The sequence below is a fragment of the Klebsiella sp. 1SOBk5mer genome (assembly GCF_046603115.1).
GTDB classification, from domain to species: Bacteria; Pseudomonadota; Gammaproteobacteria; order Enterobacterales; family Enterobacteriaceae; genus Klebsiella; species Klebsiella quasipneumoniae.
Genome location: NZ_JBKIUU010000002.1, coordinates 269,215 through 294,808, shown reverse-complemented (window position 1 = coordinate 294,808; position 25,594 = coordinate 269,215). Strand labels below are relative to the sequence as shown.

The window sequence follows — 25,594 nt, the reverse complement described above, 5'->3', positions numbered from 1 at the left end:
CAGGCGCAGCCGGGCCATTCCGAACCTGATTCGGCTACTTAAGGACCCCGTCGCGGCGCATCTTCTCCAGCCCCTCCTGCCAGTATTTTTCGTCGCGAGCCAAATCCCGATAGCGTATCTCCAGCGCCATCAGCTGAGCGCTCAGTTCGCCTTTTTGCTTCTGCAGAGGCGCTATCTTTTTATCGCGCGCGGCCATCTCCGCTTTGATATTTTCACTCATCTCTTTATGCTGGCGATAATAGTTACGCTTCTGCTCATTCAGCACAGCATCGCGCTCGGCGCGCAGCGGCCCGGCATCGCAAACCGCTTTTTTCTGACAGGCGGTCAGGGCGGGTTCATAGATAGTTTTGTAGTAATGATTCTCGAATTTCAGCGGATCGTTTTGCCGATCTACTTCATACATTTTTTCCAGCATCGCCTGCTGCACGTCGCTGCGATCGAGCGGCTTGCCGTTCGCATCCGTACCCCATGAACGGTTAATCTGCTCCTCTAACGCGGCGATCTCGGTTTTCAGCGCATCCTGTTGCCCTTGCAACGTCTTCATCGTGGCTTTGCTGGCGGCAAAGCTGGCGTTAATTTTGGCAAATTGCGCCATAAATTTGTGGTCATTAACGATCAGGTTTTTACTTTCATCCCCTCCGATTTCCTTCAAGGTTCTCCCGCCCCTCTTCGCCGCCATTTGCAGCGAAAAGAATTCGGTCTGCCAGCCGGAGTCTTTGGTCCCTACCGCGGTCATCATGGCGGAGAACTTTACCGGCCGCCCCCTGGTCCAGACTCGCTCATAAAAAAAGTAATCTCCTGCGACGCCGACGCAAATATAGAGATCTTCCGCGGCGGCCATATCGCCTTCCAGCATATAGGTCGCCTGATTTCCCCTGGCGTCGAGCTGCTTTAGCGTCACACTTTGCAAGCGCATAATCCCGCCAGTCTGTTCAGCAAACTGCTTTTTCACCACGTCGTCTGTTGGCGTGTTGGCATCCGCCAGCACGTAACAAGGGGAAGCGATCATCAGGACGGTGAGCGTTTTCCATGCCTCTTTCATCAGCAAATTCCTTTTATGAATACAGCAGGCATCATAAGGCGTTCGCCACAGCAGGCAGGATAAATGAAATCTGATTTTGCTACCTGCGGACGCAGGTAGCGGGATGTAACTTACTTTAACGAGCCCACCAGCGCTTTGCGGCTGTCCTCAAGGGAGACCACTCGGCTGCAGACGTCTTTACCAAACTGCTGGAAATCGGCCTCCTGGTTTTTCCACTCGTCCTGAATCGCGGTTTGCAGACCACCGAGGCTGCCGAGAATGCCCTGCAGCGGGTTGCCGCCGCCTTTGAGCACCGCTTTCGCCCCCATCTCGTTAATGCTGTCCTGCAGAATGCCGCCCATCGCCTGATTCACCAGCTGCTGGCCGTCGGCGCGCACCTGGTCGATGGCTTTATAGTGGAAGGTCAGGCCATCGCTGCGGCGCTCAATGATGCGGTTCATCTGTTCTTTCAGCTGCGCGTCCAGCTTAGTCAGACGACCGTGCATACTGCTGTCGGCGCCGACCTGTTCGGTAATGATTTTATCCAGCGCCTTGCGGCCTTTTTCGACTCGCGAACGCGCGCCTTCGTCAATCCACGGCAGGCTGCTGCGCAGACCGGCCTGATAATCCTGGGCCTGCTCGCGCTGGGCGGCGCTGAGGGCATAGGCCTTGCCGTTAAAGGTCAGGTTACCGTCCGGTTTGATCACCAGATTGCCATTTTCCCCTTTCACCTGGACCTGCTGCGGGGTGAGGATCACATCGTCACGCGGCGTGACGCTACACTGGTAGTCTGCATGGGCAGACAAAGCGGTGACGGAGAGCGCCACCGCCAGCAGCGTTTTACGCATCATAAAACTCCCTTAAGACAAAACGGGCCGGCAGTTGCCGACCCTTGTCAAACTTAGTCCCACCAGACGTCAAAAAGTTCGCTGGTGCGCACATCCTCTAACTTACGCGCTTCCAGCCATTTGCGCACGATAGCCTGATGCTCTTCGGTACATTTACCGATCTCCTGCATGCAGATCAGCCCCTCCCAGGAGAGATAGCCGCTGCCGTCAAAGGCCAGCTTGTTCGGCTCAATCACCTCTTCGATCAGATCGTTGACCGTCTGGTCGATCTGCTCTTCGCTGGTCCCTTCCGGGAAACGCCAGGCGACGGAGAAGCCTAACTCCTGAAACTCGTCGATATGCATTTTTTTCCGCAGACGACGGCTACGATTCTTGGCCATTATTTCACCCTCTCGAACATTAAGTCCCATACGCCGTGGCCGAGACGATGGCCACGCTGTTCAAATTTGGTTACCGGGCGCGATTCCGGGCGCGGTACGTAATCGTTGCTTGCCGACTGGTTACGGTATCCTTCCAGCGAGGACATCACTTCCAGCATATGGACGGCATAGGCTTCCCAGTCGGTCGCCATATGGAAGACGCCGCCGAGCTTCAGTTTACTTTTCACCAGCTCGGCGAAAGGCGGCTGCACGATACGACGTTTATTATGGCGCGCTTTGTGCCACGGGTCAGGGAAAAACAGCTGCACCATATTCAGCGAGTTATCCGGAATCATAGTGTGCAGCACTTCCACCGCATCGTGACACATCACGCGCAGGTTTTGCACACCTTCTTCTTCGGCCGAGGCCAGACAGGCGCCGACGCCCGGGGAGTGCACTTCGATGCCGAGGAAATTCTGTTCCGGTTTGGCTTTTGCCATCGCCACCAGCGAGGCGCCCATCCCGAAGCCAATTTCGAGGGTGACCGGCGCTTCGCGGCCAAACAGGGCGGCGAAATCGAGCGGCGCATCGTTGAATTCAACGCCCATCACCGGCCAAATGTTATCCAGCGCATGCTGCTGCCCTTTCGTCAGGCGGCCCTGGCGACGGACGAAGCTACGAATACGGCGCAGCGGACGGCCGTTTTCATCAAATTCCGGAGAGATGACGTCGTTTTTCATAAAAGTTAGGTCTGCTAGTGAAAGTGTTCGGAAAACGGGCATTATCCAAAGTTACCCGGCGGATGCAAGGGTTTACAGCCACTCGGCCTTGTGCTGCAATCTGCCACCCTGTAATCGCGATCCCGGAGCCGTAGCTTTGACTTTTCTCGCCACGCAATTTTCAGCCCAGGTCCTGGACTGGTACGACAAATACGGGCGTAAAACCCTGCCCTGGCAAATCGCCAAGACGCCCTACAAAGTATGGCTCTCCGAAGTGATGTTGCAACAAACCCAGGTGACCACGGTTATCCCGTATTTTGAACGCTTTATGGCGCGTTTCCCCACGGTGGTCGATCTCGCCAACGCGCCGCTGGATGAGGTGCTGCACCTGTGGACCGGACTGGGTTACTACGCGCGGGCGCGCAACTTACACAAAGCGGCGCAGCAGGTGGCGGCGCAGCACGGCGGCGAATTCCCGCAGACCTTTGACGAAGTGGCGGCGCTTCCCGGCGTCGGGCGCTCAACGGCGGGGGCCATTTTATCCCTTTCGCTCGGTCAGCATTATCCGATTCTCGACGGCAACGTGAAGCGCGTGCTCGCCCGCTGCTATGCTGTCAGCGGCTGGCCGGGGAAAAAAGAGGTGGAAAAACGGCTGTGGGAGATCAGCGAAGCGGTCACGCCGGCGAAGGGCGTGGAGCGCTTTAACCAGGCGATGATGGACCTCGGGGCGATGGTCTGCACCCGCTCGAAGCCGAAGTGCGAACTGTGCCCGCTGAGCAACGGCTGCGTGGCCTACGCCAATCATTCATGGGCAGAATATCCGGGCAAAAAACCGAAGCAGACCATTCCGGAACGCACCGGCTATTTCCTGCTGATGCAGCACGGCGACGAGGTGTTTCTCGCCCAGCGTCCGCCGGTGGGCCTGTGGGGCGGATTGTTCTGTTTTCCGCAGTTTGCCGACGAAGCGGGCCTGCGCGAGTGGCTGGCACAGCGCCAGATTAAGGCCGATAATCTGACGCAGCTCACCGCTTTTCGCCACACTTTCAGCCATTTCCATCTGGATATTGTGCCGATGTGGCTTACAGTGCACTCATCTGGCGCATGCATGGATGAAGGCAACGCACTCTGGTATAACTTAGCGCAGCCGCCGTCCGTCGGTCTGGCGGCCCCCGTGGAGCGCTTGTTGCAACAGTTAAAAGCCGGAACGCCGGTATAAATTTTCGGCTATCAAAGAGGATTGATTATGAGCAGAACCATTTTTTGTACCTTCCTGCAGCGTGAAGCGGACGGCCAGGATTTTCAGCTGTATCCGGGTGAACTCGGGAAGCGCATTTACAACGAAATCTCCAAAGAAGCCTGGGCGCAGTGGCAGCACAAGCAGACCATGCTGATCAACGAGAAAAAGCTCAGCATGATGAACCCGGAGCACCGCAAGCTGCTGGAGCAGGAGATGGTGCAGTTCCTGTTTGAAGGGAAAGACGTGCACATCGAAGGCTATACGCCGCCGGAAAAACAGTAAGGGCCCTGCGGCCTTTAAAAAACAAACACAACACGCACGCCCGGAATGATGAAAAAATACTTAGCGCTCGCGCTGATTGCGCCGTTGCTCGTTTCGTGTTCCAGCTCCAATAAAAAAGGCGCCGAATACAACGAGGCCTGGGTCAAGGATACCAACGGTTTTGATATCCTGATGGGCCAGTTTGCCCACAACATCGAGAACATTTGGGGGTACAACGAAGTCCTGCTCGCCGGGCCGAAGGACTACGTCAAATACACCGACCAGTATCAAACCCGCAGCCACATCAACTTCGATGAAGGGACGATCACCGTCGAGACCATCGCCGGCACCGATCCGCGCGGACGACTGCGCCAGGCGATCGTCAAAACCCTGCTGATGGGCGATGACCCCAACTCCATCGACCTCTATTCCGATGTCGATGACATTCAGATCTCCAAAGAGCCGTTCCTCTATGGCCAGGTGGTGGATAACACCGGGGCATCGATTCGCTGGGAGTGGCGCGCCGCGCGCTTTGCCGACTATCTGCTGCAAACCCGCCTGAAGAGCCGCAACAACGGCCTGCGCGTGGTCTACAGCATCACCATCAACCTGGTGCCGAACCACCTCGACAAACGTGCGCATAAATACCTCGGCATGGTGCGTCAGGCCTCGCGTAAGTATGGGGTTGATGAGTCGCTGATCCTCGCGATTATGCAGACCGAATCCTCCTTTAACCCTTATGCGGTCAGCCATGCCGACGCCATGGGGCTGATGCAGGTGGTCCAGCACAGCGCCGGCAGAGACGTCTTCCGTTCCCAGGGTAAATCGGGCCTGCCAAGCCGCAGCTATCTGTTCGACCCGGCGAATAACATTGACACCGGTACCGCCTACCTGGCGATGCTGAACAATGTCTACCTCGCCGGCATCGATAACCCCACCTCGCGTCGCTACGCGGTGATCACCGCCTATAACGGCGGCGCCGGCAGCGTGCTGCGGGTCTTCTCCAGCGATAAAGTCCAGGCGGCCAATATCATCAACAGCATGGCGCCAGGGGACGTCTACCAGACCCTGACTACCCGCCATCCTTCGGCGGAATCGCGCCGCTATCTGTATAAAGTTAACACGGCGCAGAAAAGCTACCGCCGTAAATAACCCCCCTCCTGACACCGGCCTCAGCCCCGCGCTGAGGCCGCGTTTTTTATGCGCCATATGGTGCAATATCTTTCGGTTTTCTGCGGCAGTTAACAGAAGCCTTCGGTTGGCGAATGATAGAATCGCATCAAAATAACGGGTTTAATGTTATTTTAAAAACATAACAAGCCCACATTCGTGAGGATAACTACATGAATCTTAAGCTGCAGCTCAAAATACTGTCGTTCCTGCAGTTCTGTCTTTGGGGGAGCTGGCTTACCACGCTTGGCTCATACATGTTTGTCACCCTGAAGTTTGACGGCGCAGCAATCGGCGCGGTTTATAGCTCGCTCGGTATCGCCGCGGTGCTGATGCCGACGCTGCTCGGCATCGTCGCTGACAAGTGGATTAGCGCCAAATGGGTGTATGCCGTTTGTCACCTGGTGGGTGCGCTGACGCTGTATCTGGCGGCGCAGGTCACCACGCCGGGCGAAATGTTCCTCGTGATCCTGCTTAACTCGCTGGCCTATATGCCGACGCTGGGGCTGATTAACACCATCTCTTACTATCGCCTGCAGTCGGCGGGGCTGGATATCGTTACCGATTTTCCGCCGATCCGTATCTGGGGCACTATCGGCTTTATCTTCGCTATGTGGGGCGTCAGCTTCTCCGGCTTTGAGCTGAGCCATATGCAGTTGTACATCGGTGCGACGCTGTCGGTATTGCTGGCGCTGTTCACCCTGACGCTGCCGACGATCCCGGTGGCTAACGCCCAGCGTAATCAAAGCTGGACGGAGATGCTGGGGCTTAACGCTTTCGCGCTGTTTAAAAACAAGCGCATGGCCATCTTCTTTATCTTCTCAATGATGCTCGGCGCCGAGCTGCAAATCACCAACATGTTCGGTAATACCTTCCTGCACAGCTTCGATAAAGATCCGCTGTTTGCCGGCAGCTTTATCGTCGAACACGCCTCGGTGCTGATGTCGATCTCGCAGATCTCCGAGACCCTGTTTATCCTGACCATCCCGTTCTTCCTCAGCCGCTACGGCATTAAGAACGTCATGCTGATGAGTATCGTGGCGTGGATGCTGCGCTTCGGCCTGTTCGCCTTTGGCGACCCGACGCCGTTCGGCACCGTGCTGCTGGTACTGTCGATGATCGTCTACGGTTGCGCCTTCGACTTCTTCAACATCTCCGGTTCAGTGTTCGTTGAGAAAGAGGTGCGCCCGGAAATCCGCGCCAGCGCCCAGGGGATGTTCCTGATGATGACCAACGGCTTCGGCTGTATTCTCGGTGGCATGGTGAGCGGCAAAGTGGTGGAGCACTTTACCGTCGAAGGGATCACTAACTGGCAGAGCGTGTGGCTGATTTTCGCCGGCTATTCGCTGGCGCTGGCTTTTGCCTTCGTGGCGCTGTTCAAATACAAACACGTCAGACAGCCGACCGCCGCGCAGCAGAGCGCGTGATCGGCAAAAGTAAAACGCCCCGCCTGTTCGGCGGGGCGTTTTTTTATCCCTTCAACACGTAGCCGTACAGCCGCTTAATGCCGTCCGGATCCGTCTCGCTATAGACTCCCTGCAGCTCCGGCGAGAAGCCCGGCAGCATATTGACCCCCTCCTCCAGCGCGAGGAAATAGCGCAGCACTGCGCCCCCCCAGACCTCACCGGGCACCACGCATAATACCCCCGGCGGATACGGCAGCGCCCCTTCCGCCGCGACGCGGCCCTCCGCCTCGCTCAGACGCACCAGCTCCACGTCGCCGCGGATAAATTCGCGGTTGGCATCCTGGGGATTCATCACCACCCGCGGGAAGCTCCGTTTACGGAACATCTCTTTTTGCAGGCTCTTCACGTCAAAGCTGACGTACAGATCGTGCATCTCCTGGCACAACTCGCGCAGGGTATAGTCGCGATAGCGCACCGGATATTTGTTGTAGATGGTCGGCAACACATCGGCCAGCGGCGTATCCGCTTCAATATGCTGTTCAAACTGCCCCAGCATCGCCACCAGCTGCGCCATTTTTTCGGCGCTTTCCGCCGGCGTCAGCAGGAACAGAATCGAGTTGAGATCGCACTTCTCCGGCACGATGCCGTTTTCCCGCAGGTAATGCGCCAGAATGGTCGCCGGGATGCCGAACTCACTGTACTCCCCGCTCTCCGCGTCGATGCCAGGGGTGGTCAACAACAGCTTGCACGGGTCGACAAAATACTGGTCGTCGGCATAGCCCTCGAAACCATGCCAGCGCGCGCCCGGTTCGAAGCTGAAGAAACGACGCTCCCGGGCGATCGCTTCGGTCGGGTGATCCTGCCAAGGGCGCCCCGCCACCATCGGCGGAATAAAGGGCTGAATCATCTTACAGTTGGCGATGATCGCTTTGCGCGCCTCGATGCCCAGCGCCACGCATTCGGCCCACAGGCGGCGGCCGCTCTCGCCTTCGTGAATTTTGGCGTTGACGTCCAGCGCGGCGAACAGCGGATAAAACGGGCTGGTGGAGGCATGCAGCATAAAGGCGTTATTCAGCCGCTTGTGCGGACAGAAGCGCGCCTGGCCGCGCAGATGGTTATCCTTTTTATGGATCTGCGACGTCTGCGAGAAACCGGCCTGCTGCTTGTGTACGGACTGGGTGACAAAAATGCCCGGATCGTCCGGCGTCAGCTCCAGCAGTAGCGGCGAACAGTCGGCCATCATCGGGATAAACTGCTCATAGCCCACCCACGCCGAGTCGAACAGGATATAATCGCAGAGGTGGCCGATTTTATCGACCACCTGGCGGGCGTTATAGACCGTGCCGTCATAGGTCCCGAGCTGGATCACCGCCAGGCGAAACGGGCGAGCGGCCGTGGCTTTCTCTGGCGCCGCTTCGCGGATGAGATCCCGCAGGTAGCGCTCATCAAAGCAACGCTCGTCAATGCCGCCGATAAAGCCGAACGGATTGCGCGCGGCTTCAAGATAGACAGGCGTCGCCCCCGCCTGAATCAGCGCCCCGTGATGGTTTGACTTGTGGTTATTGCGATCGAACAGCACCAGATCGCCGCGGGTCAACAGCGCGTTGGTCACAACTTTGTTGGCCGCCGAGGTGCCGTTAAGGACGAAGTAGGTTTTATCCGCATTAAAGACCTTCGCGGCGAACTTCTGCGCATGCTTGGCCGACCCTTCGTGGATCAGCAGATCGCCTAATTTTACATCGGCGTTACACATATCGGCGCGAAAGACGTTTTCGCCAAAAAAGTCATAGAACTGACGGCCTGCGGGATGCTTTTTGAAAAAGGCCCCGTGCTGGTGTCCCGGACAGGCAAAAGTGCTGTTATCCATTTCGACGTACTGGGTCAGCGTATTGAAAAACGGCGGCAGCAGACGCGCTTCATAATCGCAGGCCGCCGCTTCCAGCTCGAGCCACTCCTGATCTTTACCGGCGATCACCGCCTGTACCCCCTCCGGCTTATCGACCGCCGTCTCGCTCAGCAGGTAGACCGGCAGGTTAAATCCGCTACGCCTGAGGAGGGCAAGGATACCGCTGCGACTGTCCGCCGCGGTGATGACGACTGCCGCCACATCGGTAAAATCGGTACTGTCCAGCGCCACAACGCGACGGTGGGTGGACAAGCGGGTGACCAGCTCGCAGCTGGCGGCAATGTGCATGGATTTCATAAGCGCAAATGCCCGTATCGGGAGTGTAAAAATCTCAGACAAGGGAAACCTTGCCCAACGATGTGTCCGGGTCTGACGGATTCAGCTCCGACCGCCGGACATCAGTAAAAGCAGACGCGTCCGATCTTACTGTTGCCCTACAGTGAGCATACGTGTCCTTCACCGCATGGTGAACGAAGGGGTAAGCGTAGCAAGATGAGGCAGCCCACGCATCTGTGCGCGGCGTCGCTGGCGAGGTAATGGCAGTGTCGTCATCGGCGGCCTCATATCAGGGAGGAGAAAATTCGCGCAATCATGGCACCTTTCCCTGGCAGGCGCAAGATGAAAACCGTATGCACTTATATCACGGATACACAAGCTTTCACGGCGGGTTAACGTCATAATCAATCGGTTATCAGGGATATTTAACAGGAGTCAGCGTGGTTACAGGACCTTTTATTAATGCCAGCGCGGTGCTGGTCGGCGGCGTGTTAGGCGCCTTACTCAGCCAGCGGTTGCCGGAACGGATCCGCACATCCATGACCTCAATTTTTGGCCTGGCGTCATTAGGCATCGGTATTTTACTGGTGATTAAATGCGCCAATCTGCCGGTGATGGTGCTGTCGACCCTGGTGGGAACGCTGCTCGGCGAAATATGCAATATGGAAAAAGGCATAAATACGCTGGTCAGTCAGCTTCAGCAGTTGCTGTCATCGAAGGGTAAGAAAAAGGCCTCGGCGCATGACTCCTATATTCAGAGCTATGTGGCGATTATCGTCCTGTTCTGCGCCAGCGGCACCGGCGTCTTCGGCGCCATGCGCGAAGGGATGACCGGCGACGCCAGCATTCTGATTGCCAAAGCGTTTCTTGATTTTTTCACCGCCACCATTTTCGCTTGTACCCTGGGCATTGCCGTCGCCGCCATCAGCGTACCGATGCTACTTATCCAGCTGACTCTCGCGGCCTGCGCGGCGATCATTATGCCGCTCACCACGCCGATGATGCTGGCGGATTTCAGCGCCGTCGGCGGTATGCTGCTGGTGGCCACCGGGCTGCGCATCTGCGGAATAAAAATGTTTGCCGTGGTGAATATGCTGCCTGCGCTGGTGCTGGCGATGCCGATTTCAGCGGCCTGGACGCTGTTTTTTGCCTGAAGACGCGTGCTTTTAGCGCAATGTGGTGATAGATTGTTCAGTCTGCTGCAAAACAGATAAATTTCGTTGACGAGGCGCGGCGATTACGGTTTAATGCGCCCCGTTGCCCGGATAGCTCAGTCGGTAGAGCAGGGGATTGAAAATCCCCGTGTCCTTGGTTCGATTCCGAGTCCGGGCACCACTATTTAAAGAACCCAGCCTATGGCTGGGTTTTTGCTTTTCTGCATCCGGACTCTCCATCGAACTCCGTTCGATTATTCGCCGCACAGCGGCTCACCCCTTCGGGGCCAGCGCGACACGCGCGCTGTTCAACGCCTGCGGCGTTAGTCCGAGTCCGGGCACCACTATTTAAAGAACCCGCCCAAAAGGCGGGTTTTTGCTTTTCTACATCCGGACTCTCCATCGAACTGCGTAAACCCGTGATTTCCCTGCTGCGCTTTTCTCCTGGCCAGCCCGCTGCCACTTAACGGCAAGCGCAGGCCTGTTCCCCATAGAATCTTTTCGCAAATACATTGCCAGATATCAGATAACACGCTGATTAAAATCGTCTTTTTGTCGCCAAAAGCGGCTAAAAACGCCCTTTTCTGGCAATCGATCCGCCCAGGCGGCTACCCTGCTTTCCCTCCGGATGGCTGAACAGCATCTTATATTCCATTTTGCGCTAAATGACAGAGAAATATTCTTTAAATAACCGATTTCACAGACCTACCATGCAAAAATATCTTAAACGAGTGGGTAAATGGTTATGTCACTGTTTCATTCCGTGAGCGACCTGATCGGTCATACTCCCCTGCTCCAGTTGCACAAACTGGATACCGGCCCCTGCAGTCTGTTTTTAAAACTGGAAAATCAGAACCCGGGCGGCTCAATTAAAGATCGGGTTGCGCTGTCGATGATTAACGAAGCCGAGCGCCAGGGAAAACTGGCGCCCGGCGGGACAATTATCGAAGCCACCGCCGGCAATACCGGCCTCGGCCTGGCGCTGATTGCGGCGCAGAAAAATTACCGCCTGATCCTGGTGGTGCCGGACAAAATGAGCCGCGAGAAAATCTTTCACCTGCGGGCGCTGGGCGCGACGGTGCTGCTCACCCGCTCCGACGTCAATAAAGGCCACCCGGCCTACTACCAGGATTATGCCCGCCGCCTTGCCGATGAAACGCCGGGGGCTTTTTACATCGACCAGTTTAACAACGACGCTAATCCGCTGGCGCACGCTACCTCCACCGCGCCGGAACTTTTCCAGCAGCTGGAGGGCGACATAGACGCCATCGTCGTCGGCGTTGGCTCCGGCGGCACGCTGGGCGGGCTTCAGGCCTGGTTTGCAGAACATTCGCCGAAAACGGAATTTATCCTCGCCGATCCGGCGGGCTCGATCCTTGCCGATCAGGTTGATACCGGACGCTACGGCGAAACGGGATCCTGGCTGGTCGAAGGCATTGGAGAAGATTTCATCCCGCCGCTGGCCAGGCTGGAAGGGGTGCATACCGCCTATCGCGTCAGCGACCGCGAAGCGTTCCTCACCGCGCGCCAGCTGCTGCAGGTCGAGGGGGTGCTGGCCGGCTCCTCCACCGGTACCCTGCTCAGCGCCGCGCTGCGCTACTGCCGGGCGCAAAGCCGTCCGAAGCGGGTGGTGACCTTCGCCTGCGACAGCGGCAATAAATACCTGTCAAAAATGTTCAACGACGACTGGATGCGCCAGCAGGGGCTGATCGCCCGCCCCGAACAGGGCGATCTCAGTGATTTTATCGCCCTGCGCCATGACGAAGGCGCCACCGTCACGGCCGCGCCGGACGACACCCTGGCCGCAGTCTTTACCCGCATGCGGCTGTATGACATCTCCCAACTGCCGGTGCTGGAGGATGGCCGCGTGGTCGGCATCGTCGATGAGTGGGATTTGATCCGCCACGTAAGGGGCGATCGCCAACGCTTCTCTCTGCCGGTCAGCGAAGCGATGAGCCGCCATGTTGAAACTCTCGATAAGCGTGCGCCAGAGAGCGAACTGCAGGCCATTCTCGATCGCGGTCTGGTGGCGGTGATCGCTGACAACGCGCGTTTTCTTGGCCTGGTCACCCGCAGCGATGTACTGACCGCCTGGCGTAACCGAGTCGCACAATAAGGAATTTTTTATGTCATCTATCCACACCCTGAGCGTACATAGCGGAACCTTCACCGACAGCCACGGCGCAGTGATGCCGCCGATTTACGCCACCTCCACTTTTGCTCAGCCGGCGCCGGGGCAGCATACCGGCTATGAATATTCCCGTAGCGGGAACCCTACCCGCCACGCGCTGGAGACGGCGATCGCCGACCTGGAAAACGGCACGCGCGGCTACGCGTTCGCCTCCGGGCTGGCCGCCATCTCCACCGTGCTGGAGCTGCTGGATAAGGACAGCCACCTGGTGGCGGTCGATGATGTGTATGGCGGCACTTACCGCCTGCTGGAAAACGTTCGCCGCCGTAGCGCTGGTCTGCAGGTGAGCTGGGTGAAACCCGACGACCTGGCGGGGATTGAAGCGGCGATCCGCCCCGATACGCGCATGATATGGGTGGAGACGCCCACCAACCCGCTGCTGAAGCTGGCGGATCTCAGCGCCATCGCCGCCATCGCGCGCCGCCATAACCTGATCAGCGTCGCCGATAACACTTTCGCCTCGCCGGCGATCCATCGCCCGCTGGAGCATGGGTTTGATATTGTGATCCACTCCGCGACCAAGTACCTCAACGGCCATTCCGATGTCGTCGCCGGCCTGGCGGTGGTTGGCGATAACGCTGAGCTCGCGGAAAAGCTTGGCTACCTGCAGAATGCGGTAGGCGGTGTACTCGACCCGTTCAGCAGCTTCCTGACGCTACGCGGCATCCGCACCCTGGCGCTGCGGATGGAGCGACACAGCGCGAACGCGCTGCAGCTCGCCGAATGGCTGGAACAGCAGCCGGAGGTGGAGCGAGTCTGGTTCCCCTGGCTGGCCTCGCACCCGCACCATCAGCTGGCGCGCCAGCAAATGGCCCTGCCCGGCGGCATGATTTCCGTCGTGGTGAAGGGCGATGACGGTTACGCCGAACGCATTATCAGCAAGTTGCGCTGGTTCACCCTTGCGGAGAGTCTGGGCGGCGTGGAGAGCCTGGTGAGCCAGCCCTTCAGCATGACCCATGCCTCGATCCCGCTGGAGAAGCGCCTGGCGAACGGCATCACGCCGCAGCTGATCCGCCTGTCGGTCGGGATTGAAGATCCTCACGATCTGATTGCCGACTGGCAGCAGGCGCTACGGGAGGAGTGATTATTCCGACACGCGGGTCGTCGCCAGCGCGTCGGCCATTCCCTGCTGAAGGTGGGCGATAAACTGCGTCAGCTTCGGAAGGGGCCGGCGATCCTGGCGCCAGAGCAGATGCACAGGCCTCGGCTGTGGGGTCCACGCCTCCAGCACCCGCATCAGGCTGCCGCTGGCCAGCGCATCGGCCAGCAGCACCTCCGGCTGCATCAGCAGCCCGGCCCCGGCGATCGCCGCCTGGCGCAGCGCATAGCCATCGTTGCAGCGCAAAACCGCATCGCGCTTCCAGCGCACTTCCCCCTCCATGCCCGGCAGCCGCCACTCGTTGCGCGCGGTCCAGACCGTATGGGACAGGCAGAGATGATCGGCGAGATCTTCCGGCGTCCCTGGCGTTCCGTAACGCGCCAGATAAGCCGGCGCGGCGCAGATCACCATCCGATAGGGCGCCAGATAGCGGGCCACCAGATCCTCCTGATGGATCTCGCCAATGCGGATCGCCAGATCGAAACCTTCATCCACCAGATCGACCATCCGGTTGGTCAGATCCAGTTCCACCCGGACCGCTGGCCAGGCCTGCAGAAAGGTGGCGGTCAGGGGCGCGATCACGCTGGCGCCGAACGAGGTGGGCGCGCTCACCCGCAGGGTGCCGGCGGGCGCCAGCCGCAGCCGCTCAACGGCGCTTTCGGCGATGGAGACCTGCTCCATCACCCGTTTCGCTTCGTCAAAATAGACCCGCCCGGCGTCGGTGAGGCTCTGGCGTCGGGTGTTACGTTCCAGCAGACGCGTCGCCAGTTGGGTTTCCAGCTGGGCGATGTATTTCCCGACCATTACCGCCGACAGCCCCAGGCGCGACGCCGCCCCGGTAAAGCTGCCGCACTCCACCACGGCAATAAACGTCTCCATCCCTCGCAGCTTATCCATATTGCTAACCTCTGGTTAGTAATGTTCTAACTTTTAGCCAGTTTATCCGATATCCGTTTTATTAAAGAATAGGCTTTCACCTCACGAGGAGTCAGCCATGAAAATTATCGTTATCGGTGCCAGCGGCACCATTGGTCGCGCGGTCAGCGAAGAACTGGGCCAGAGACATGACGTTATCCGCGTCGGCCGCACCCGGGGGGATTATCAGGTGGATATTACCTCCCAGGGGAGCGTCGAGGCGCTGTTTGCGCAGACCGGCGAAGTAGACGCCATCGTCTCCACCACCGGCAATCTGCACTTTGGGCCGTTAAGCACCATGACCGATAGCCAGTTCAACCTCGGTCTGCAGGACAAGCTGCTGGGGCAAATTCGCCTGGCGCTGATCGGCCAGCATTTCCTGCGCGACGGCGGGTCGATTACTCTGGTCAGCGGCATTGTCGCGCAGGAGCCGATTGCTCAGGGCGTTAATGCCACGACGGTTAACGCCGGTCTGGAAGGCTTTGTGCGCGCCGCCGCCTGCGAACTACCGCGCGGGATCCGCATTAATCTCATCAGTCCCACCGTGCTCAGCGAGTCGCTGGCGGCCTACGGCGACTTTTTCCCGGGCTTTGCCAGCGTCCCCGCCGCCGCCGTGGCGCAGGCCTATCGCCGCAGCATTGAAGGGGTGCAGACCGGCCGCATCTACCCGGTCGGCTACTAGCCCGTGCCGGCCCGCCGGGGCCGGCGCTTACATCCTGACGTCGTTGCAGGTACACTGACGGCTGATTGTCTCCGGCCGAAAAACTGATGTTGAAAAAATTACCCTTTATTATCCCGCTGCTGGCGCTTACCGCGCTGCTGGTCTGGTGGTTCACCCCGCATTACACCGAGGAAGACGAAGCTTACTACCGGGCGGTATTTTGCGTGATCGATCATGACGACAGCCGCCAGTTCCTCGACGATATGCAAAACATCGTCGAGGGGGGGAATTCAGACTACGCGCTGCATAAAGCGCATTACCTGCCGGCGCTGGGGCAGCGGATGCTGGACACCTGGCATCAGCTCAGCCCGCAGGAACAGCAGACGCTGCGTCAGGACCGGCAGCGCTGCGGCGAGATATTACGGGCAAAACAGCAGGGTGAATAATCCCGGCGGGCTGGCGAAACAGCAGCCCGTCCCAGCGTCCGATAAGATCCCGCTGTTGATGAGCCGATCGCTGTCACAAAATCCTCCTCTATCGCCGAGCCACGGGATGTCGTTTTTTTCTGCGGTCGCATACGATAAAAAGTAGTTGATCTGGTACGAACTAACTCTTATTTTGCTTCTCAGTTTTCAAAATGAGATAAAACTGATGCCTGTCATTATTGCCAGTAGTGTTAAAGAAGCCAAAGCGTTAATTAACGGTGGGGAATACAGGGAAATTATTCTTAACTTCGATATTGATGCCGATGACTTTTTCTCTCTCGCCAGCCATTCGGCTGGGACAAAAATCTCCATCTCCGACCGAAACGATCGCTCTCCGGTAAAATCAGCAAAATAATTAACCCGTGAGGGACATCTATGTGGTTGTTTATTGGTACCTTTGCGGTGGCTTTTCTCGCAGCGCTGATGTTGGTCTGGCTGGATGATCGCATCGCCGATACGGAGTGACCCCAGCGCTGAACGCTAGCGTCACCCCCTCTCGCTACTGAGGCGAAGAGGGTGCGCCGCCGCTAAGCGGCGCACTGCAGGGTCGTTACAGGGAGGCCGCCAGCCGCTCAACGGCGGTCAGCAGCCCCGCTTCCGACACCGTGGAGTAGGAAAGGCGCAGGGTACGGGTATCCGGATTATCGTGATAGAACGCTTCCCCCGGGACGTACACAACGCCGTTTTCCAGGGTTTTCTTCATCCATGCCATGGTATCGAATGGATAGCGGAAACGCGCCCACAGGAACATCCCACCCTGTGGGCGGCTGAATTCCAGATGCTCGCCAAGGCGACTCTCCAGCGCGTCGGCCAGCGCCACGCACTTCTTGCGATAGTCTTCGCGAATCAACGCAATCTGATTTTGCAGCCGGTTCAGGCTGAGGTATTCCGCGGTGATCACCTGCGACAGCATATTGGTATGCAGATCCGCCGCCTGCTTAACGATCACCGTCTGCTGCGCCAGCCAGTCCGGCATGACGATCCAGCCGATACGCATCCCCGGCGCGAGGATCTTTGAAAACGTCGAGGTGTAAACCACCTGATCTTCACAGCCCAGCTCAACGGCGTGCTGATAGAGCGGACGTCGCACGGCGTCAGTAAAGCTAATTTCACCGTAGGGATCGTCTTCCAGAATGACGAAGTCATATTTTTTCGCCAGCTCGACCAGCCGGCGACGACGCGCCTCGCTCAGCGTTTTACCGCCGGGGTTGCCGAACGTCGGCACCAGGTAGACGGCTTTGACGCGGGTGGTCTCCAGCAGGTCGGCCAGTTGCTCCACCAGCATCCCGTCATCATCGGTATCGACGCTGAGGATATTGGCCTGCGCCAGCTGAAACACCTGCAGCGCCGCCAGATAGGTGGGTCGCTCAACGACGATAGTATCGCCTGGATCGAGCAGCGTGCGGGCAACGATATCCAGCGATTGCTGGGAGCCGGAGGTAATATAGACCTGAGCGGCTGAACAGGTCACGCCACGGGAGTGGCAGATTTCACTCACCGCCTGACGCAGCGGCGGGTAGCCTTCGGTCAGACCGTACTGAAATGCGTCATGAAAACGCTCGCTCATCACCTTCTGCACCGCCAGCTCCAGGCCTTCGGTATCAAACAGTTCCGGGGCCGGAATGCCGCCGCCAAGCGAGATCACGCCCGGCAGTTTACTGTGCTTGAGAAGTTCGCGGACGGCGGAGGGCTTGAGTTCACCCGCGCGGGCGGCGAGACGCCGATCGTGCATACTATTTTCCTTTTCTGTCTTGTTGTTGTGTTAATTATCTTGGCTTTGTTGCAGGTGTTCCCCGGCGGCGCTTACCAGACCGGGCTATCCTGGTTCGTGTCTCTGCGCTCTCCCCGGACAGGGCGCGAGCCGCTATCCGGGGTCAGCACATCACGCTTTATCTTTCAATACGATCAGCGGCTCTATGTCGCTCTCTTTTTTCACCACCAGCGACGAATCGCCGCGCAGGCAGGTACCGCCGTAGTTACCGCCGACGGTAAAGGTGCACACCTGGATATACTTGCCATCCACTTTCGGCAGGCACCACAGCTGCTGGTAGATATTCTTACGATCGACAAACTGGCCGCTGGTCTGATCCAGAACCTCATCCTGCGGCCCGATCAGATCGATATTGTTCCCGCAGCGTCCGGAAATGGGCTTCACGGCATAACCGGTTTTCGCCAGCTCGTCGTTAACCACGAAATCGGTATCCAGCAGATAGCGATGATGCGGGAACAACGACCACAGCACCGGCAGGATCGCTTTGTTGCCCGGGATCACCGTCCACAGGGGTTCGAATACCAATACTTCAGGACGCAGCAGGACGTCAATCAGTCGCACCTCATTCTGCGGATGTCCGGTACGAATCGGCACCGCCGCGTACTCATCGGCACTGACTTCGCGCACCTGCTCAATGGCGGTTTCCCATGCCCAGGTTTTCCAGACGCAGTTGACCAGCCGCCCGTCGGCGTCGATCAGCTGGCCGGCGGCATCCCAGCGCAGTTCATCGAGGCCAAAGAGAATTTTGCTCTCAAAACCGGCCTGGGTCAGCGAACGCTGGATAAACTTCGCGTGGTAATTCTCTTCCAGATCCTTGTCCTGCATGATGTGCACGAAAGGCCGCGCCCGGCTGTGTTTCCACGCCCCCGCCAGCTCATCGAGCAGACCTTCAGCCGGATTGTGACCCGTGCCGTAGTAGCCCTGCTTCAGCCACTGCTCGAGGATCAGCCCGCCTTCGGTATGGCAGGAGGCGGAGTCGGCATTGTACTCGTACACCTTCAGCCCGCGCTCGTCCATGCAAAAATCCATGCGCCCGGTGATCATATGATGACGCCGGCGCTGCCACGAGAGACGCAGACGCGGCCAGAGGATTTTCGGGATATCAAACAGCGCCAGCAGGTTATCATCCTTCATTACCTTATCGGTGGCGTGCAGATACATCAGGTGCAGCTCGTTGGTGGCTTTAATCAGCTCCTGTTCGGCGCTTTCGCTGATGGTGAAATACTGATAGGGATCCTGATTGATAAAATGGCCGTTGGCCGCCACGTAGGCTTTCTGCAGCGGATCTTTCTCGTTCAGCCATTTGCCGCGGAACTGGCCGTTGTTCGGCAGCCGCGCGCCCTTGATCGCCATCGCCTCGCCCGGCAGCACCGGCTGCGGCAGGCTGTGTTCGGTATCGGCGGTCTGGATCATCCAGCCTAAAATTTCGGTATCGGCAAAGGTATCTTTGATGGTGTACCGGCCGGCGTTGACCTCGAGGGTCAGCTCGCGGGTCCACTGCTGGCCCTGCGGCAGCGGCGAGTGAATGACGTTCTGCTCGGCGATACGCACCTTATTGCCGACAAGCTGGGTGATCACCGCGACGTGGCCGGTGTGCTTGAACTCGCCGCCCTTCTGCCAGATCAGCAGCGAACCGGCGATCGGCGGACGACGGGCGCCGTTGGCGAAGGCCTGCAGCGGGAGAATATTGTCATTGACCACTTCGCGCAGAAAGCGCAGGGAGAAGATTTCATAGGCCATCCCCACATCGGTAAAGACAAACCCGTAGGTCAGGAACAGAAAGCGGCGCGCAAATTCAACGCACTGCCATTTATGCCCCATATACTCATTGCCGATGTAGCTGCGAAACGTCGCGTCATCCGGATAGTCCTGCGGATTTAAGCTACTGTAATTCGATGAATAAATTGCCACGCCGCCGGGCGCGTAGCCTAACAATGTCCCAAACGGGGCGTCACTGCTTGTCGATCCTTTGCTCATTTAGCCTGACCTCAAATAAATGCAGCCCGGGCAGTTGGCGAAACAAAACTCCCTCTTCTTATCCTGCCGCAGGCACTTACCAGACAGAGGTGTAACGATGATACCACTCATTCGTTTCGCTAATCGTGCCGTTAAGGAAAATAACCCTGCAGCCGAAAGCAGAAGTGATATCGTTATCGGTGATATAACAAAAAAACAACGCAACATCAGGAGTCGACAATGAGCACACCCTCGCATCTGAATGCCCAACCGCTGGTCTGGGGACACGGCCCGCGGACGTTTGAGGTGTTCCTTGAGCCCACCTGCCCCTACTCTGTCCGCGCGTTTAATAAACTCGACGATCTGCTCGATGAGGTCGGCGCCGATAACGTAACCATCAAGATACGGCTGCAGTCGCAGCCGTGGCATCTGTTCTCCGGGGTGATTGTCCGCTGCATCCTCGCCGCGTCCACCCTGCCGCATGGCAGAGAGCAGGCGCATAAGGTGATGCAGGCCGTGGCAGACCATCGGGAAGAGTTTGAATTTACCGATCACTGCAGCGGGCCGAACATGAACGCCACGCCGCAGCAAATCATTGAACGCATTGAGCGCTACAGTCACGTCCTGCTGGGGGCCGCCTTTGCCCGCCCGGAGCTGCAGGACGTGATCAAGTGGCACAGCAAATATGCCCGCCAGAACGGCATCCATGTCTCGCCGACCTTTATGGTCAATGGTCTGGTGCAGCCGGATCTGGGCAGCGGCGATGATGTCAGCGTGTGGGCCGCGCGGATTATGGCCTGAGGTCACCTGCTACACTTTTTGTACATCCACGAAAAAGGCAAACCAGCATGTCAGAGCAAAACTACCAGCCACCAAAAGTGTGGGAATGGAAGCAAAACAGCGGCGGCGCGTTCGCCAACATCAACCGTCCCGTTTCCGGCGCGACTCATGAACGCGTCCTGCCGGTGGGAACCCATCCGCTCCAGCTATACTCACTTGGCACGCCCAACGGCCAGAAGGTGACGATCATGCTGGAGGAGCTGCTGGCGCTGGGCGTCAGCGGCGCGGAGTACGACGCCTGGCTGATACGCATTGGCGAAGGCGATCAGTTTTCCAGCGGCTTTGTCGACATCAACCCGAACTCGAAGATCCCGGCGCTGAGCGATCACTCCACCACACCGCCTACCCGAGTATTCGAATCCGGCAACATTCTTCTCTATCTGGCGGAAAAATTTGGCTTCTTCCTGCCGAAGGATCCCGCTGGCCGCACTGAAACCCTTAACTGGCTGTTCTGGCTGCAGGGCGCCGCACCCTTCCTCGGCGGCGGCTTCGGCCACTTCTATAACTATGCGCCGGTGAAGATCGAGTACGCGATCGATCGCTTTACCATGGAAGCCAAACGCCAGCTCGACGTGCTGGACAAACAGCTCGCCCGCGGTCGCTATGTGGCCGGCGAGGAGTATACCATCGCCGATATGGCGGTCTGGCCATGGTATGGCAACGTGGTGCTGGGCAATGTCTATAACGCGGCGGAGTTCCTCGACGCCGGGAGCTACACCAACGTGCTGCGCTGGGCGCAGGATGTCGGCAACCGTCCCGCCGTCAAGCGTGGACGCATCGTTAACCGCACCAACGGCCCGCTCAATGAGCAGCTGCATGAGCGCCACGACGCCCGCGACTTTGACACCCAAACGGAAGATAAGCGCCAGGCGTAGCGCGCTGACCCACCGGAGGCGCCCGCCTCCGGTTTTTAGCTTTCCAGCCGATAGCCTGCCATAAGCGAGCGGTAGCGCTATTTATGACGTTTGCGCTAGCGTAAATACTTCTCAAACCATGCCAGCGTGCGTTGCCAGGCCAGGTCCGCCGCAGCCCGATCGTAGCGCGGCGTGGAATCATTATGAAAGCCGTGATTCACGCCCTGATAGAGATAGGCCTCATAGACTTTATGGTGTTCCTTCAACGCCTGTTCATAGGCGGGCCAGCCTTCATTAATGCCGCTATCGAGTCCGGCGTAATGCAGCAGCAGCGGCGCTTTAATTTTATCGACCTCCTTCAGCGGCGGCTGGCGGCCGTAAAACGGCACCGCGCAGGCCAGCTCCGGAATGGCGACCGCCGCCGCGTTGCTGACGCCGCCGCCGTAACAAAAACCGGTGATACCAACCTTCCCCGTCGCCTGCGGATGCTTCGCCATAAACGCGACCGCGGCAAAAAAGTCATTCATCAGCTTCACGGGATCGACTTTCTGCTGCAGCGCGCGGCCTTCATCATCATTCCCCGGATAGCCGCCGACGGAGCTCAGGCCATCCGGCGCCAGCGCGATATACCCCGCTTTCGCCACCCGCCGGGCGACGTCTTCAATATAGGGATTCAGGCCGCGGTTCTCATGCACCACCACCACGGCGGGCGCTTTGTCGGCTATTTTCGTCGGCGTCACCAGGTAAGCCCGCACTTCGCCGTGGCCGTCAGGAGAGGGATAATGAATATACTCCGGGCGGATATCCGGGTCGGTGAACGGTACCTGCTCTGCCAGGGCATAGTCGGGCTTCAGCAGATTAAATAGCGCCAGCGCGGTCATCCCGCCGACGGTATATTTCCCCGCCAGCTGGAGAAACTCGCGTTTGCTGATTTTACCGTGGGCATAGTAGTCATAATACTCGAGCAGCTGCTGCGGGAAATCTTTGGCCGTTAATCGCGTCATCACCCTGCCTCCGTTGTTAAGCGCCCTTTAAGCAAAGCAGAAGCCCGGACATACGCCAGCGCAGAACAGCAGAAACGGGGAGAAACAGCCCAGCGGCTAACGCCGCCGGGAGAGAAGGGATCAGTGTTTCACTTTGGTCAGACGATCGAGGTAGCCCATCACAAAGGCCGACAGCACAAAGGTCAGGTGGATGATGACGTACCACATCAGCTTATTGTCCGGAACGTTTTTCGCATCCATAAACACCCGCAGCAGGTGAATAGAGGAGATCGCCACGATGGAGGCGGCAACCTTATTTTTCAGCGACGTCGCGTCCATTTTGCCCAACCAGCTGAGTTTTTCTTTACCCTCGTTAATATCCAGCTGCGAGACAAAATTTTCATACCCGGAGAACATCACCATCACCAGCAAACCGCCCACCAGGGTCATATCCACCAGCGACAGCAGGGTCAGAATCATATCCGACTCACTGACGCTAAAAATATGCGGCAGTATGTGGAAGATCTCCTGAAAAAATTTGATGGTCAGCGCAATCAGACCGAGCGAGAGGCCAAAATAAACCGGCGCCAGCAGCCAGCGCGAGGCGTACATAGCATTTTCCAGAAAGCGTTCCATAAGATCCTGTCAGTTAACAAAAAGAAGCGACATTATATCTCAGACAGATAACGTGATGGCAACGCCAGGCCAACACTTCGCTGGCAGAGGACAATAAAAAAGGCCGGCGCGCGGCCAGCCTTTTCAGGAAAAGCATCGGGTTATTTGGCTTTGACGGTCTCTTCGCCCACCAGCCCGATCTTGAGATAGCCCGCCTGATGCAGGGTATCCATCACTTTCATCATCGTCTCGTAATCGACGGTTTTATCCGCGCGGAAGAAGACGGTGGTATCTTTTTTGCCGGCGGTCAGGCTATCCAGGGCGTTAATCATATTCGCTTCGGTCACCGGGTCGTTGCCGAGGAACATGCTCTTATCCGCCTTCACCGACAGGTAGATAGGTTTTTCCGGTCGCGGTTGCGGCTGGCTGGAGGAGGCCGGCAGATTCACCTTCACGTCGACCGTCGCCAGCGGCGCGGCTACCATGAAGATAATCAGCAGAACCAGCATGACGTCGATAAACGGCGTCACGTTGATCTCATGCATTTCGCCGTTATCGTCCAGATTTTCATTAAGACGCATCGCCATAGCCGATCAACCTACCCGTAATTTCTGCGCGCTGCGCACCGGCTTCACGCCGCTGGCGCTGAGGTCCAGGTCGCGGCTTTGCAGCAGGAGGACCTGAGCGGCGACGTCGCCAAGCGAGGCCTTATAGCTGCCGATCATGCGGGCGAAGATGTTATAGATGACCACCGCCGGGATGGCGGCGAACAGACCGATAGCTGTCGCCAGCAGCGCTTCCGCGATGCCCGGCGCCACCACCGCAAGGTTGGTGGTCTGGGTCTGGGCGATGCCGATAAAGCTGTTCATGATGCCCCAGACGGTCCCGAACAGGCCCACGAACGGCGAAATGGCGCCGATGGTGGCCAGATAGCCGTTGCCGCGCCCCATATGGCGACCGACGGCCGCGACGCGGCGCTCAAGGCGGAAACCGGTTCGCTCCTTGATGCCTTCATTGTCTTCGGCACCGGCGGAGAGTTCGAGTTCGTTCTGCGCTTCATTGATAAGCTGGGTGGTGAGGCTTTTCGCCTCAAAGGCGCTGGCGATATCGCTGGCCTGATCGAGAGAGCGGGCTTCCGCCAGCTGCTGCTGTTCACGTTTGAGGCGACGCTTGCTGGCGAGGATTTCCGCCCCTTTACCGAAGAAGATGGCCCAGGTGACGACCGACGCCAGAATCAGGCCTATCATCACCACCTTAACGACAATATCGGCATGATGATACATACCCCAAACGGAGAGATCCGCCTGCATCAAATTATTACCCACGCTCTATCTCCACGACGATAATCACAAAATCTGCCCACAATAATATCAAAACGACATCGAATTGATAGTGGTTCTCATTAGTATTTACACTGTGCAGCAAATCACGTTTATTTTCCTTGCGCTTACGCAGTAAAAAAGTGGCTAACCGCGGGCCTGGTAAAATTTTCGCCTGTATCGGCAGCGCGCTGGTACAGAAAAGAAGATTCATGCTAGTTTAGACGTCCAGACGTATAAAAACAGGTTCATCAACATGGCTGATAAACATCTTGATACCGCGCTGGTCAACGCCGGGCGGAGCAAAAAATATACCCAGGGCTCAGTGAACAGCGTGATCCAGCGCGCGTCATCGCTGGTTTTCGACACCGTAGAGGCCAAAAAGCACGCCACCCGCAATCGGGCCAACGGCGAGCTGTTCTACGGGCGTCGCGGCACCCTGACCCACTTCTCGCTGCAGGAAGCGATGTGCGAGCTGGAGGGCGGCGCCGGCTGCGCCCTCTTCCCCTGCGGCGCCGCCGCGGTGGCCAACACTATCCTGGCGTTTGTCGAGCAGGGCGACCATGTGCTGATGACCAATACCGCCTATGAGCCAAGCCAGGATTTTTGTACCAAAATTCTCGCCAAACTCGGCGTGACCACCAGCTGGTTCGATCCCTTAATCGGCGCCGATATTGCCCGTCTGGTTCGCCCTGAGACCCGCGTGGTGTTCCTGGAATCGCCCGGCTCCATCACCATGGAAGTGCACGATGTGCCGGCGATTGTCGCCGCCGTGCGTCAGGTCGCCCCGGAAGCGATTATCATGATCGATAACACCTGGGCGGCGGGGATCCTGTTCAAAGCGCTGGATTTTGGCATTGATATTTCTATTCAGGCAGGCACCAAATACCTGATCGGCCACTCCGACGCCATGGTCGGCACCGCGGTGGCGAACGCGCGCTGCTGGCCGCAGTTGCGTGAGAATGCCTATCTGATGGGGCAAATGCTGGACGCCGATACCGCCTATATGACCAGCCGCGGCCTGCGCACGCTGGGCGTCCGCCTGCGTCAGCATCATGAAAGCAGCCTGCGCATCGCCGAGTGGCTGGCGCAGCATCCGCAGGTGGCGCGGGTCAACCACCCCGCTCTGCCCGGCAGTAAAGGCCATGAGTTCTGGAAGCGCGATTTTACCGGCAGCAGCGGGCTGTTCTCTTTTGTGCTCAACAAGCGTCTCAACGACGCTGAGCTGGCAGCGTATCTCGACAACTTCAGCCTGTTCAGCATGGCCTACTCGTGGGGCGGCTTTGAGTCGCTGATTCTGGCCAATCAGCCGGAGCAAATCGCTCACATCCGACCGGATGCGGAAGTCGACTTCAGCGGTACGCTGATCCGTTTGCACATTGGACTCGAAAATGTTGACGATCTGCAGGCGGATTTAGCAGCGGGCTTCGCGCGTATCGTGTAAAGTGACAGTCAGTGGCAACAATAGCGGACGCTTTTTATCGGAGCGGCCGCTTTTGTTGCGCCCGGGATCAAGGTGCTCGGGTCTCTTCAGGAGTACACTAGTCA

The 25,594-nt window shown here is 58.0% G+C and carries 26 protein-coding genes and 1 tRNA gene; 14 read left to right on the top strand and 13 right to left on the bottom strand.

Annotated features, from left to right (window positions below):
* Window positions 1–34: 34 nt before the first annotated feature.
* The 4 genes from ACLH1U_RS07135 to trmB all read right to left on the bottom strand — a co-directional run bounded on the left by ACLH1U_RS07135 (window position 35) and on the right by trmB (window position 2,968).
* A complete protein-coding gene (locus tag ACLH1U_RS07135) occupies window positions 35–1,042 on the bottom strand; it encodes a DUF1202 family protein (RefSeq protein WP_101997135.1) in 1,008 nt (335 codons plus the stop codon).
* A 110-nt stretch (window positions 1,043–1,152) separates the two neighbouring features.
* Window positions 1,153–1,872: a DUF2884 domain-containing protein gene (locus ACLH1U_RS07130; RefSeq protein ID WP_032428990.1), complete on the bottom strand. Its 720-nt coding sequence runs from the start codon at window positions 1,870–1,872 to the stop codon at window positions 1,153–1,155.
* Window positions 1,873–1,922: 50 nt separating this feature from the next.
* Complete coding sequence (locus tag ACLH1U_RS07125; RefSeq protein WP_002916620.1) at window positions 1,923–2,249, bottom strand: YggL family protein; 327 nt, start codon at window positions 2,247–2,249, stop codon at window positions 1,923–1,925.
* Window positions 2,249–2,968, bottom strand: coding sequence for a tRNA (guanosine(46)-N7)-methyltransferase TrmB (gene trmB, locus ACLH1U_RS07120; protein WP_004205192.1), 720 nt, complete (start codon window positions 2,966–2,968; stop codon window positions 2,249–2,251). The genes ACLH1U_RS07125 and trmB overlap by 1 nt, the downstream gene beginning before the upstream one ends.
* Window positions 2,969–3,104: 136 nt before the next feature.
* Between trmB and mutY the strand changes: the two genes are divergently transcribed.
* The 4 genes from mutY to ACLH1U_RS07100 all read left to right on the top strand — a co-directional run bounded on the left by mutY (window position 3,105) and on the right by ACLH1U_RS07100 (window position 7,042).
* On the top strand, window positions 3,105–4,163 hold the full coding sequence (mutY, locus tag ACLH1U_RS07115; protein ID WP_023291004.1) for an A/G-specific adenine glycosylase: 1,059 nt from the start codon (window positions 3,105–3,107) through the stop codon (window positions 4,161–4,163).
* A gap of 27 nt (window positions 4,164–4,190) precedes the next feature.
* Entirely contained in the window at window positions 4,191–4,466 is a 276-nt protein-coding gene (locus ACLH1U_RS07110) for an oxidative damage protection protein (RefSeq protein WP_004105744.1), read from the top strand.
* Between the two features lie 48 nt (window positions 4,467–4,514).
* A complete protein-coding gene (gene mltC, locus ACLH1U_RS07105; RefSeq protein WP_002916629.1) occupies window positions 4,515–5,597 on the top strand; it encodes a membrane-bound lytic murein transglycosylase MltC in 1,083 nt (360 codons plus the stop codon).
* Between the two features lie 191 nt (window positions 5,598–5,788).
* Window positions 5,789–7,042 (top strand): nucleoside permease, encoded by a 1,254-nt coding sequence (locus ACLH1U_RS07100; RefSeq protein ID WP_023291005.1) that lies wholly within the window; start codon window positions 5,789–5,791, stop codon window positions 7,040–7,042.
* A 43-nt stretch (window positions 7,043–7,085) separates the two neighbouring features.
* Here the strand turns inward: ACLH1U_RS07100 and ACLH1U_RS07095 are convergent, their stop codons facing one another.
* Entirely contained in the window at window positions 7,086–9,224 is a 2,139-nt protein-coding gene (locus tag ACLH1U_RS07095; protein WP_023291006.1) for an ornithine decarboxylase, read from the bottom strand.
* A 419-nt stretch (window positions 9,225–9,643) separates the two neighbouring features.
* On the opposite strand from ACLH1U_RS07095, the gene ACLH1U_RS07090 reads away from it, so the two are divergent.
* The 4 genes from ACLH1U_RS07090 (at window position 9,644) to ACLH1U_RS07075 (ending at window position 13,632) form a co-directional block, all read left to right on the top strand.
* A complete protein-coding gene (locus ACLH1U_RS07090) occupies window positions 9,644–10,357 on the top strand; it encodes a DUF554 domain-containing protein (RefSeq protein WP_023291007.1) in 714 nt (237 codons plus the stop codon).
* A 105-nt stretch (window positions 10,358–10,462) separates the two neighbouring features.
* A tRNA-Phe gene (locus ACLH1U_RS07085) sits at window positions 10,463–10,538 on the top strand.
* Window positions 10,539–11,096: 558 nt separating this feature from the next.
* Entirely contained in the window at window positions 11,097–12,473 is a 1,377-nt protein-coding gene (locus ACLH1U_RS07080) for a pyridoxal-phosphate dependent enzyme (protein ID WP_075206860.1), read from the top strand.
* Between the two features lie 10 nt (window positions 12,474–12,483).
* Window positions 12,484–13,632, top strand: coding sequence for a trans-sulfuration enzyme family protein (locus ACLH1U_RS07075; RefSeq protein WP_255894151.1), 1,149 nt, complete (start codon window positions 12,484–12,486; stop codon window positions 13,630–13,632).
* Here ACLH1U_RS07075 and ACLH1U_RS07070 read toward each other — a convergent pair whose 3' ends face one another.
* Window positions 13,633–14,544: a LysR family transcriptional regulator gene (locus ACLH1U_RS07070; RefSeq protein WP_255894149.1), complete on the bottom strand. Its 912-nt coding sequence runs from the start codon at window positions 14,542–14,544 to the stop codon at window positions 13,633–13,635. It abuts the gene before it with no gap.
* Window positions 14,545–14,641: 97 nt separating this feature from the next.
* On the opposite strand from ACLH1U_RS07070, the gene ACLH1U_RS07065 reads away from it, so the two are divergent.
* From ACLH1U_RS07065 to ACLH1U_RS07055, 3 genes are all read left to right on the top strand, one after another.
* Complete coding sequence (locus ACLH1U_RS07065) at window positions 14,642–15,244, top strand: short chain dehydrogenase (RefSeq protein WP_032454058.1); 603 nt, start codon at window positions 14,642–14,644, stop codon at window positions 15,242–15,244.
* A gap of 86 nt (window positions 15,245–15,330) precedes the next feature.
* Window positions 15,331–15,669, top strand: coding sequence for a hypothetical protein (locus ACLH1U_RS07060; protein ID WP_023291012.1), 339 nt, complete (start codon window positions 15,331–15,333; stop codon window positions 15,667–15,669).
* A gap of 205 nt (window positions 15,670–15,874) precedes the next feature.
* Window positions 15,875–16,063 (top strand): hypothetical protein, encoded by a 189-nt coding sequence (locus tag ACLH1U_RS07055; protein WP_004205204.1) that lies wholly within the window; start codon window positions 15,875–15,877, stop codon window positions 16,061–16,063.
* Window positions 16,064–16,258: 195 nt separating this feature from the next.
* On the opposite strand, the gene ACLH1U_RS07050 is transcribed toward ACLH1U_RS07055, so the two are convergent.
* The 3 genes from ACLH1U_RS07050 to ACLH1U_RS07040 form a co-directional block, all read right to left on the bottom strand.
* On the bottom strand, window positions 16,259–17,440 hold the full coding sequence (locus tag ACLH1U_RS07050; protein WP_032454059.1) for a PLP-dependent aminotransferase family protein: 1,182 nt from the start codon (window positions 17,438–17,440) through the stop codon (window positions 16,259–16,261).
* A 150-nt stretch (window positions 17,441–17,590) separates the two neighbouring features.
* Window positions 17,591–19,456 carry a bifunctional glutathionylspermidine amidase/synthase gene (gene gss / locus ACLH1U_RS07045; RefSeq protein WP_032454060.1) on the bottom strand — a complete coding sequence of 622 codons (1,866 nt, stop codon included), beginning with the start codon at window positions 19,454–19,456 and terminating at the stop codon, window positions 17,591–17,593.
* Window positions 19,457–19,532: 76 nt separating this feature from the next.
* Window positions 19,533–19,655 (bottom strand): hypothetical protein, encoded by a 123-nt coding sequence (locus ACLH1U_RS07040; protein WP_032454061.1) that lies wholly within the window; start codon window positions 19,653–19,655, stop codon window positions 19,533–19,535.
* Window positions 19,656–19,675: 20 nt separating this feature from the next.
* Between ACLH1U_RS07040 and ACLH1U_RS07035 the strand changes: the two genes are divergently transcribed.
* Both ACLH1U_RS07035 and yghU read left to right on the top strand, forming a co-directional pair.
* Window positions 19,676–20,236 carry a DsbA family protein gene (locus ACLH1U_RS07035; RefSeq protein WP_004150918.1) on the top strand — a complete coding sequence of 187 codons (561 nt, stop codon included), beginning with the start codon at window positions 19,676–19,678 and terminating at the stop codon, window positions 20,234–20,236.
* Between the two features lie 47 nt (window positions 20,237–20,283).
* The gene (yghU, locus tag ACLH1U_RS07030; RefSeq protein ID WP_032454062.1) at window positions 20,284–21,150 is read left to right on the top strand and encodes a glutathione-dependent disulfide-bond oxidoreductase; all 867 of its coding nucleotides are present in this window, start codon (window positions 20,284–20,286) and stop codon (window positions 21,148–21,150) included.
* A gap of 95 nt (window positions 21,151–21,245) precedes the next feature.
* Here yghU and yghX read toward each other — a convergent pair whose 3' ends face one another.
* The 4 genes from yghX to exbB form a co-directional block, all read right to left on the bottom strand.
* Window positions 21,246–22,133, bottom strand: coding sequence for a YghX family hydrolase (gene yghX, locus ACLH1U_RS07025; RefSeq protein WP_060590333.1), 888 nt, complete (start codon window positions 22,131–22,133; stop codon window positions 21,246–21,248).
* A 120-nt stretch (window positions 22,134–22,253) separates the two neighbouring features.
* Entirely contained in the window at window positions 22,254–22,748 is a 495-nt protein-coding gene (locus ACLH1U_RS07020; RefSeq protein ID WP_004105804.1) for a TIGR00645 family protein, read from the bottom strand.
* 140 nt (window positions 22,749–22,888) lie between these two features.
* Complete coding sequence (gene exbD, locus ACLH1U_RS07015) at window positions 22,889–23,314, bottom strand: TonB system transport protein ExbD (protein ID WP_002916785.1); 426 nt, start codon at window positions 23,312–23,314, stop codon at window positions 22,889–22,891.
* A 6-nt stretch (window positions 23,315–23,320) separates the two neighbouring features.
* Complete coding sequence (gene exbB / locus ACLH1U_RS07010) at window positions 23,321–24,052, bottom strand: tol-pal system-associated acyl-CoA thioesterase (RefSeq protein WP_004174395.1); 732 nt, start codon at window positions 24,050–24,052, stop codon at window positions 23,321–23,323.
* Window positions 24,053–24,302: 250 nt separating this feature from the next.
* On the opposite strand from exbB, the gene metC reads away from it, so the two are divergent.
* Window positions 24,303–25,490: a cystathionine beta-lyase gene (gene metC, locus ACLH1U_RS07005; RefSeq protein WP_032454065.1), complete on the top strand. Its 1,188-nt coding sequence runs from the start codon at window positions 24,303–24,305 to the stop codon at window positions 25,488–25,490.
* The last annotated feature ends 104 nt before the right edge of the window (window positions 25,491–25,594 follow it).